The organism is Stenotrophomonas sp. STEN240 (assembly GCF_056756175.1).
The window spans coordinates 22,728-30,710 of the sequence record NZ_JBRRBO010000051.1 but is presented as its reverse complement, the minus strand read 5'-3'; the positions used below and the strand labels follow the sequence as shown (position 1 = coordinate 30,710).

4 protein-coding genes are annotated in these 7,983 nt (G+C 66.1%); 1 reads left to right on the top strand and 3 read right to left on the bottom strand.

All coding sequences use genetic code 11. The annotated features are described in order from the left end of the window. Positions 1 to 286: 286 nt before the first annotated feature. Together ACVOKO_RS16970 and ACVOKO_RS16965 are read right to left on the bottom strand one after the other, a co-directional pair. Positions 287 to 1,948: a fatty acid--CoA ligase gene (locus tag ACVOKO_RS16970; RefSeq protein WP_346500094.1), complete on the bottom strand. Its 1,662-nt coding sequence runs from the start codon at positions 1,946 to 1,948 to the stop codon at positions 287 to 289. 24 nt (positions 1,949 to 1,972) lie between these two features. After that, positions 1,973 to 3,817, bottom strand: coding sequence for a 3-hydroxybutyrate oligomer hydrolase family protein (locus tag ACVOKO_RS16965; protein WP_346500092.1), 1,845 nt, complete (start codon positions 3,815 to 3,817; stop codon positions 1,973 to 1,975). An 88-nt stretch (positions 3,818 to 3,905) separates the two neighbouring features. Between ACVOKO_RS16965 and ACVOKO_RS16960 the strand changes: the two genes are divergently transcribed. Beyond that, positions 3,906 to 4,580, top strand: a complete 675-nt coding sequence (locus ACVOKO_RS16960) for a response regulator transcription factor (RefSeq protein ID WP_346500090.1) — start codon at positions 3,906 to 3,908, stop codon at positions 4,578 to 4,580. Between the two features lie 53 nt (positions 4,581 to 4,633). Here the strand turns inward: ACVOKO_RS16960 and ACVOKO_RS16955 are convergent, their stop codons facing one another. Then, the gene (locus ACVOKO_RS16955; RefSeq protein ID WP_346500088.1) at positions 4,634 to 7,969 is read right to left on the bottom strand and encodes a hybrid sensor histidine kinase/response regulator; all 3,336 of its coding nucleotides are present in this window, start codon (positions 7,967 to 7,969) and stop codon (positions 4,634 to 4,636) included. Positions 7,970 to 7,983 lie beyond the last annotated feature (14 nt).

Here is a 7,983-nt window from a genome sequence, read left to right as displayed (position 1 = left end):
GCTCTGGTGTCTTGCGTTCAAGGGGCTGTTGGTGATTTCACGGCTGCCGGCTTCGCGGCTTACGCCGCTCCTACAAAATCTCCGCCGCCGGAAGGCTGATAGAAGCCGCGTTTTCCGGTTTCGGTCCGCGAAGTGCGTGACGCGCTGGCCTGCCGCTTCGTTGTAGGAGCGGCGGCAGCCGCGAAGCTCGCGATCCATCCGAGCAAGGGGCTGCAGGTGATTTCATCGCTGCCGGCTTCGCGGCTGACGCCGCTCCCACAAAAGCTCAGATGTTCCGCTCGGCGCGTCAGGTGCGGACTGGGTCTGCCGCCAGGTCATGCAGGCTGCGCAGCTTCTTCTTGTTGATCTTGCCGACGCTGGTGCGTTCTATTGCTTCGACAAAGCTGACCCGGTCCGGGATTGCATAGCGGGAGATGTCGCCGCAGCGGCTGCGCGCGGCTATCAGTTCGATGATCTCCGCTTCGCTGACCTCGCTGCCGGCGTGGATGACCACCAGTGGCAGCGGCCGCTCACCCCATTTGGCATCGGCGATGCCGATCACCGCGACCTCGTTGACCGCTGGATGCATGGCGATGATGTCTTCCAGTGCCAGCGAGGAAATCCACTCGCCGCCGGTCTTGATCACGTCCTTGATGCGGTCGGTCACTCGCAGGTAGCCGCCCGAGTCGATGTTGCCGATGTCGCCGGTGTGCAGATAACCACCGGCCCATAAAGCGGCCGAGGCCTCGGGATTGTGCAGGTAGCCTTGAGTGAGCCAGGGCGCGCGCACCACTACTTCGCCCGTGGCGATGCCGTCGTGGGCGGCCTCGTTCATCTCCTCATCGACGATACGCAGCTCCACCAGCGGCACCGGAATGCCGGCCTTGGTGCGCAGCGACAGCTCCTCGTCGGTGCCAGCCACGGCGTCGGCATCAATCTGCGCGAGCGTGAGCAGCGGGCAGGTCTCGGACATGCCATAACCTCCAAAGATATCGATGCCGCGTGCCAGCGCCTGCTGTGCCAGCGCACGCGGCAGTGCCGCGCCGCCGATGATCACCTTCCAGCCGCGCAGATCGGTATCTGCTGCAGCGGGATGGCCGAGCAACATATGCAGGATGGTCGGCACGCAATGCGAGAAGGTCACCTTTTCGCGCGCGATCAGCTCCAGCAATCGCCCCGGCAGGTAGCGACCGGGATATACCTGCTTGATGCCCATCAAGGTGGCCACATACGGCATGCCCCAGGCGTGGACATGGAACATCGGCGTGATCGGCATGTACACGTCGTCGCGGTGCAGGCGGCCCTGCGTTGGCGCGCTGCCCAGTGCTGCCATCGCGGCCAGCGAATGCAGCACCAGTTGCCGATGGCTGAAATGGACGCCCTTGGGCAGACCGGTGGTGCCGGTCGTATAGAACATGGTGGCGCGGGTGTTTTCGTCGAAATCCGGAAAGCTGATGACCGGCTCGGCGTTGCGCATTCCGGCTTCGTACTCGGTGGCGAAGCCGCTGGGCAGCGGGCCGGCTTCATCGTCCAGCAGCACCCGCGTGCGCAGATCCGGCAGCTGTTCGGCGATGCTTTCCAGCACCGGCAGGAACTCGCGGTTGGCCAGGATCACTCGTGCGCCGCTGTGATTCAGCGTATAGGCGATCTGCTCCGGCGCCAGGCGGATGTTCACCGTCATCAGCACCGCGCCGATCATCGGCACCGCGAAGTAGCTTTCCAGATAGCGGTTGCTGTCCCAGTCCATCACCGCCACCGTATCGCCCGGCTTCACTCCCAGTGCGGTCAGCAGGCCGGCCAGCTGGCCGATGCGCGCCTGTAGCGTGCGGTAGTCGAACCGAACGCTGTCGCCGTAGACGATCTCCTGCTCAGGGCGCACCGCCAGTGGCGTGTGCAGCAGCTGTTTGATCAGCAGCGGATAGGCGTACGGGCTGGAATCGGAGGGGTTTGGGGTGGTGGCAAATGACATCTGGGTATCCTGTTTGGCAGCGCGTCAGCGGCCGGAGACGGCTGGAATGGACAGCTGCGCGCGCTGCAACGGCGCTTCCGCGCGTGGCGTAGGCTGGATCAGCGCGTCCTGCGGCAGGGCGCGCGCGGGATCCTCCAGGTGATCCCACACCTGGTCCAGCGCCGCGAACATGTACGGCAGCAGCGGCACATAACGCTTGCGGTAATCCGGGAAGGCCAGCAGCGAATCGAAGTGCTGCCCGTTGGCGACCCGCCAATAGGCGATCTGCGCACCGGCTGCACGTGCCAGCGGCACGTAGCGGTCGCTGGTCATGCTGATCGGCACCAAGCCGTCGTCGATGCCGTGGATGACCACGATCGGCAGGCCACGACGCGGCGCCTTTGCGGCGGCGTCAGCGATGCCGGCACGTACCCGCTTGGCGCCGGCATCGTCGCCGCTGGCGAGCGCGCGCAGGCAGTTCAGCCCACGCAGCGGGTCATCTGCCGACTGTGCGGCGTTGCCGTCCACCAGCACCACGCCGCTGCCCGGCGGTATGCCGCTGGCCTCACTCCACCAGCTTGCACGGACCTCGGCGGTTGCCCGCCCGGGTTTGCCGTCAGCGGCTGCAGCTGAGTAGCTGTACGCGCAGGGATGTTCGCCCGCGCCATAACGCCCGTATGCGGAGGCATAGGTCGCCGCGATTGCGCGCCACAGGTCGAATCCGGTGGAGAACGTGCCTGCACGCAGGGCAGCTTCACTCAGGCCGGCATCGGCAAGCTGCTGGCGTGCCGACTGGGCCTGTGCGGCGGTGTCTTCGCCTTGCACCAATCCTGCCGACTTCAAGATGCTGCAACGCTGGGTCCAGGCCGGTGCTGCCTGTGCCTGCATCGGAGGCTGCGGCAGATCGTCGATTGCAAGCAAGGCGCAGGGCATCAGCAGCGCGGACTGGGTGACGAAGTCGTACAGCGGCGGTGCGCCGGCAACCGAGACGTTCGGCTCGCCAGCCACCATCGCATCGAACCAGTCGCCCTCGATCTCGGCGGCACGCAGGACGGCGCCGCCGCCGTTGGAGACGCCAGCACCCAGCGTGCGCGTGTTGGCCGGGGTAAATGGTGCCGATTGCGGGTAGGCGCGGTCCAGTGCCTGCAGGCCGAACTGCACGGCCTGCACAAGGTGCCGGCCCCAATCTGCTTCAGGGTTGTCGCCCGAATGTGCATGTTTGAAGGCAACGCCATGGCTGGCTTCTGCGTCCGTGGGCACGAACGCCAGCGCGCCTTGGCTGGCCGGTGTGCCATCGGCCTGGAAGCCGGCCTTGGCGTCCAGATCGTAATAGTCGCTGCCGGCGCCCTTGTCGGTATAGACCACCGCGCAGCCACGGGCCAGGCTCCAGCTGCCGGCAACCGAAATGGCGCCGTAGATGCCGCGCGAGCCGGAGGACGCCGTAGCAACCAGGCAGCGCCGTTGTGGGTCGAAGTTGTCGGGTACCTGCAGCAGTACGCGGTGCGGCTGGCGTGCGCCGGGGATGCGCGCATAGGCCGAAAATTCGCGCCCGGGTGCGGCGTGCAGGTTGCCGTAAACCTCTCCGAAGCCACCGCCCGGGGTCAGGTCGGCAATGCCACGCCAGCTGCTCCAGATCGCGCGCCGGCGGGCTTCCTCAGCGTTCGGCTGGGCCGGGTTGGCAAAGGCCGGCGCCGTGGTGGAGCGCAGCGCATCCAGCCCCAGCCCTGCCGTCAGCAGATCATCATTGCCGCGGTGCCGGGTTTCGCGCCACTGCTCGAACACAGGTGCCGCAGCGCTTGGGCTGCGCTTGGCGGCACTGGCGACGGAGACGCAGCCCGACAACAGTGGCAGCGCGGCGCAAAGCAGGGTAACGGAGCGGGGAATGTTCATTACCCAACACTAGCAAGCCGGTGTGGTTGTGCCAGCGTACCTAGGTCCCCGTGCTCCGTTGCCAGCGAACTGCTAACCTCGCTTGAACATGCCGACCCTGCTCATCGCCGACGATCACCCCTTGTTCCGCGCCGCGCTGCACCGTGCGGCCGAAGAGGCGGTCGATGACCTGCAGATCAGCGAGGCCGATTCGCTGGACAGCGTGCTGGAAGCGATCGAGAGCCAGCAGATCGACCTGATGCTGCTGGACCTGCACATGCCGGGCAACCATGGGCTTGCCGGGCTGGCGACGATCCGCGCAATGCAGCCGGGCTTGGCGATCATCATCGTCTCGGCCAATGAAGAGCCGCAGGTTATCCGCCGCGCCATCGACCTTGGCGCTGCCGGCTACCTGCCCAAGAGTTCGGGGCTGGTGGACCTGCAGCAGGCGCTGCAGACGGTGCTTGATGGCGAGCGCTGGATTCCGGCGATGCTGCGCGAGACCGTGGCGCGGGTGGCACCGTTCAGCAAGGACGCCGATCTGGCTGCACGCCTGGCCAGCCTGTCCGCGCATCAGTACAAGGTACTGAGCCTGGTGGCGGAGGGGCTGCTCAACAAGCAGATCGCAGACCGCCTCGGCGTGCAGCTGCGCACGATCAAGGCGCATATGACCCGCATCATGGGCAGGCTGGGTGTACGCAACCGTGCGCAGGCGATCCGTGTGCTGCACGAAATGGGCTTGAACGATCCGTCGCGGCAGATTGAAGAGACGCAGGACGCCTGATCGGCCTGCTAGCGTGCCGCAGGTCAGCGGAATTCAGCGCTGCCTGTTCTGTTTCAGCTCTCGACCGTGCTGCGCACCGCCAGCAGATGGTTGATCGCCCAGCGCAGTGCCAGCGGCTTGAACGGTTTGTTCAACAGCGACAGCCCGACCTCACGCACCGCCTCGCGCGTGTCACTGCCGCTATCGGCGCTGAGGATCACGGTTGGTCGCGGCTTGTGCGCGACAGTGAGCCGTTTCCACAGCTGGACGCCGGTATCGCCTTCATCGAGGTGGTAATCGAACAGCCACAGGTCGGCGTCGCCTGCGCTCGTGGCGATGTCGTTGCCGTGGCTTGCTGCGATCACTTCACAACCCCAGGCCAACAGCATCTGCCGCATTGCTTCCAATGCGTCCGCATCGTTGTCGACGACCAGCACGCGGGTACCCTTGATGGTGCTGTTGCTGCTGGCAGGCGTCTGGTTGCGCGATGCCGGCGGCGGTGTCGCCCGCGACACGGTGATCGAGAATGCCGAACCACGGTTGACCTCACTGCGCAGCGCCAGCGGCGCGTGCAGCAGCTCGGCGATCCTGTGTGCGATCGCAAGACCGAGCCCCAAACCCTGGCCGTTGCTGCGGTCGCCGCGGTGGAATTCCTCGAATACGACGCTCTGCTGCTCCGCGGTGATGCCGGGGCCGCTGTCATGCACGACTATCGTCAGGTTGTCGCCGTTACGACGCACGCCGAGCAGCACGCCGCCATTGCGGGTATAGCGGATTGCATTGGCAAGGAAGTTCTGCAGAACGCGGCGCAGCAGCAGCGGGTCGCTGTGCACCCAGACGTGGCTGCGCACATGGCGGAAATGCAGGCCGCGTGCCGCCGCCAGCACGGCGAACTCCTGTGCCAAGGGATCGAGCACGGTAGACAACGCGAACGGGCGTGGATCGGCGACCAGCCCGCCGGCTTCCAATCGCGAAATATCGAGAAGTCCTGACAGCAGGTCGTCGGTGGAGTCCAATGCGCCACGGATCTGCCGCAGGAAACTGTGCAGAAACTCCGACTCGATGTGCTGGGACATCGCATCGGTGAGCAGCTGCGCGGCATGCAAGGGCTGGATCAGATCGTGGCCGACGGCGGTCAGGAACCGCGTTTTCGCCACGTTCGCACGTTCGGCTTCGTGCACGGCCTGTTCCAGTCGCGCGGTGCGGTCCTGCACGCGCAGCTCCAGGGTTTCGTTGCTGCGCTTGAGCGCATCCTCGGCCAGCCGGAACGCGGTGACATCGGTGAAAGTGGCAACGTAGCCGCCACCCGGCATCGGGTTGCCACGGATTTCAACGATGGTGTCATCCGGGAAGATCCGCTCCGACAGATGCGGCGTACCGCGACGCATATGCGCCATGCGCCGGGTCAGCGCCTTGCCGACGTTGTCGCCGGGGTTGTCGGCTATCTTCAGTTGCCCCAATGCCCACGCGGTCAGGTTGGCAACCGGTTGGCCGACCTGCAGCAGTTCGGGTGGGAACTTGAACAGCGCGGCGTAGCGGCTGTTCCAGGCCACCAGCTGCAGCTGCGCATCGACCACGCTGATGCCCTGGCTCATGTTTTCCAATGCCGCTTCCAGCAGGCGCTGATTGAAACGCAGCACTTGGGTGGCCTCGCCGACAGCACGGGTGACCGCATCCAGCGGTGCGGCGCCGCCGTCGCGGGCGGCCTCGACCAGCAGCCGCGCCATGCCTGCGCCGACCACGGCGGTCAGCTCGCGCTCGATGGCGGTAACCCGTTGGTCATCCAGCATCTGCCCAGCATGCCCGTCCATCAGCTGCCGCGCGCGCTCGTGGCCGAGGAAGCGGCCGGCCGTCTTGCGCAGCGAAGCTGCCGCCACCGCATCTTTCTGCAGTGGCAGCGAAGGGCGTACCGCGCGCGATACCAGCGCCACGGTGATCAGGTTGACTGCCAGGCTGGCGCCCATGCTGATGGCGATGTGGCCGGGCTGCATGCGCAGCGAGAACAGCGCAAGCCAGTGCAGGCCTTCCTGGTTCGCCGACGGGGCTGGAATCACCATCGGCAACAACACCAGCCACAGCCAGCACAGCAAGCCCAACACGATGCCGGCCATTATCGCTGGCGACGGCGTGCGCGGCCGGTACACCGCCAGCAGCACCGCCGGTGCCAACTGCGACAAGGCGGTGAACGACATCAAACCGAAATCACTGAGCGCCTCGGTGCCACTCATCGCGCGGCTGTACAGCCACGACATCAGGAACACGGCGAGGATGCCGGCGCGGCGGAACGCCAGCACGCGCGGACGCAGGTCGGCGCCAGCATCGCTGCTGCCACCGTCGACGCCGCCAAGCAGGCGCGCGCCAAAACCGTGGTTGCCCAGCATGATCGACAAGGTCAGGCCGGACAGGATCATCATGCCGGTGGCAGCACTCAGGCTGCCCAGATAGGCCAGCAGTGCCAGTACGTGGTGGCCGCGTTCCTGCGGCAAGGCCAGCACGTACAGATCAGGCGATACCGAGGCGCCCAACTGCGCGGCACCGGACAAGGCCATCGGCACCGACGGCAGGCCAATCAACAGCAGATAGAGTGGAAACAGCCAGCGCGCAGTCTTCAGATCGGACGACTGGCGCAGTTCGACCACGCCGACGTGGAACTGATGGGGCAGGGTGAACGCCGCCATCGCCCCAAGGGCGACCATGGTCAGAAAATCGGGGACCACCGCCGCTGGCGGCAGCTGCAGCATCTTGTCGAGCAGGGGCGCACCAGCGCGGTGCACCGACAAGGCCGCATAGAGACCGATGGCCAGCAATGCTGCCAGCTTCAACAGCGATTCCAGACCCAGCGCTACCACGATGCCGCGGTTGTGCTCGGTGGCCGAGGCCTTGCGTGCGCCGAACAGCATGGTGAACGTGGCCATGGTCAGCGCGAACCAGAACGACATGTCCAGCTGCCATCCGCTGGCCGCGAAGCGGTCGCCAAGCAGGGCGCTCAAGCCCTGGCTGACGGCCTTCAACTGCAGTGCGATGTAGGGAATGATGCCAAGCAGTGCGACCAGGGTGATGGTGACGCCAAGCCCTTGATCGGTGCGCAGCCGTGCCACTACCAGGTCGGCGATGGTGGCGCTGTTGTGTTGCTTGGCCAGGCGGCCCAGGCGCGCCAGGAATGGCAGGCCGAGGGCGAAGATCAGCGCCATGCCGATCAGCGTTGGCGGGATCGGAAAGCCCCATTGCACGCCCTGCGACGCGGCCCCGTAGTACGTCCACGCGGTGCAGTGCACGGCCAGCGACAGCGCGTAGATGGCCGGCCAGACCTTGGCCAGGCGGTGACCTTGGCGCTCACCCCATAGGGCGACGCCGAACAGCAGCACGGTCCACGCGATGCAGGCGAACAGGACGATGGAGGGCGTCAACATCGCTCCAGTGTAGA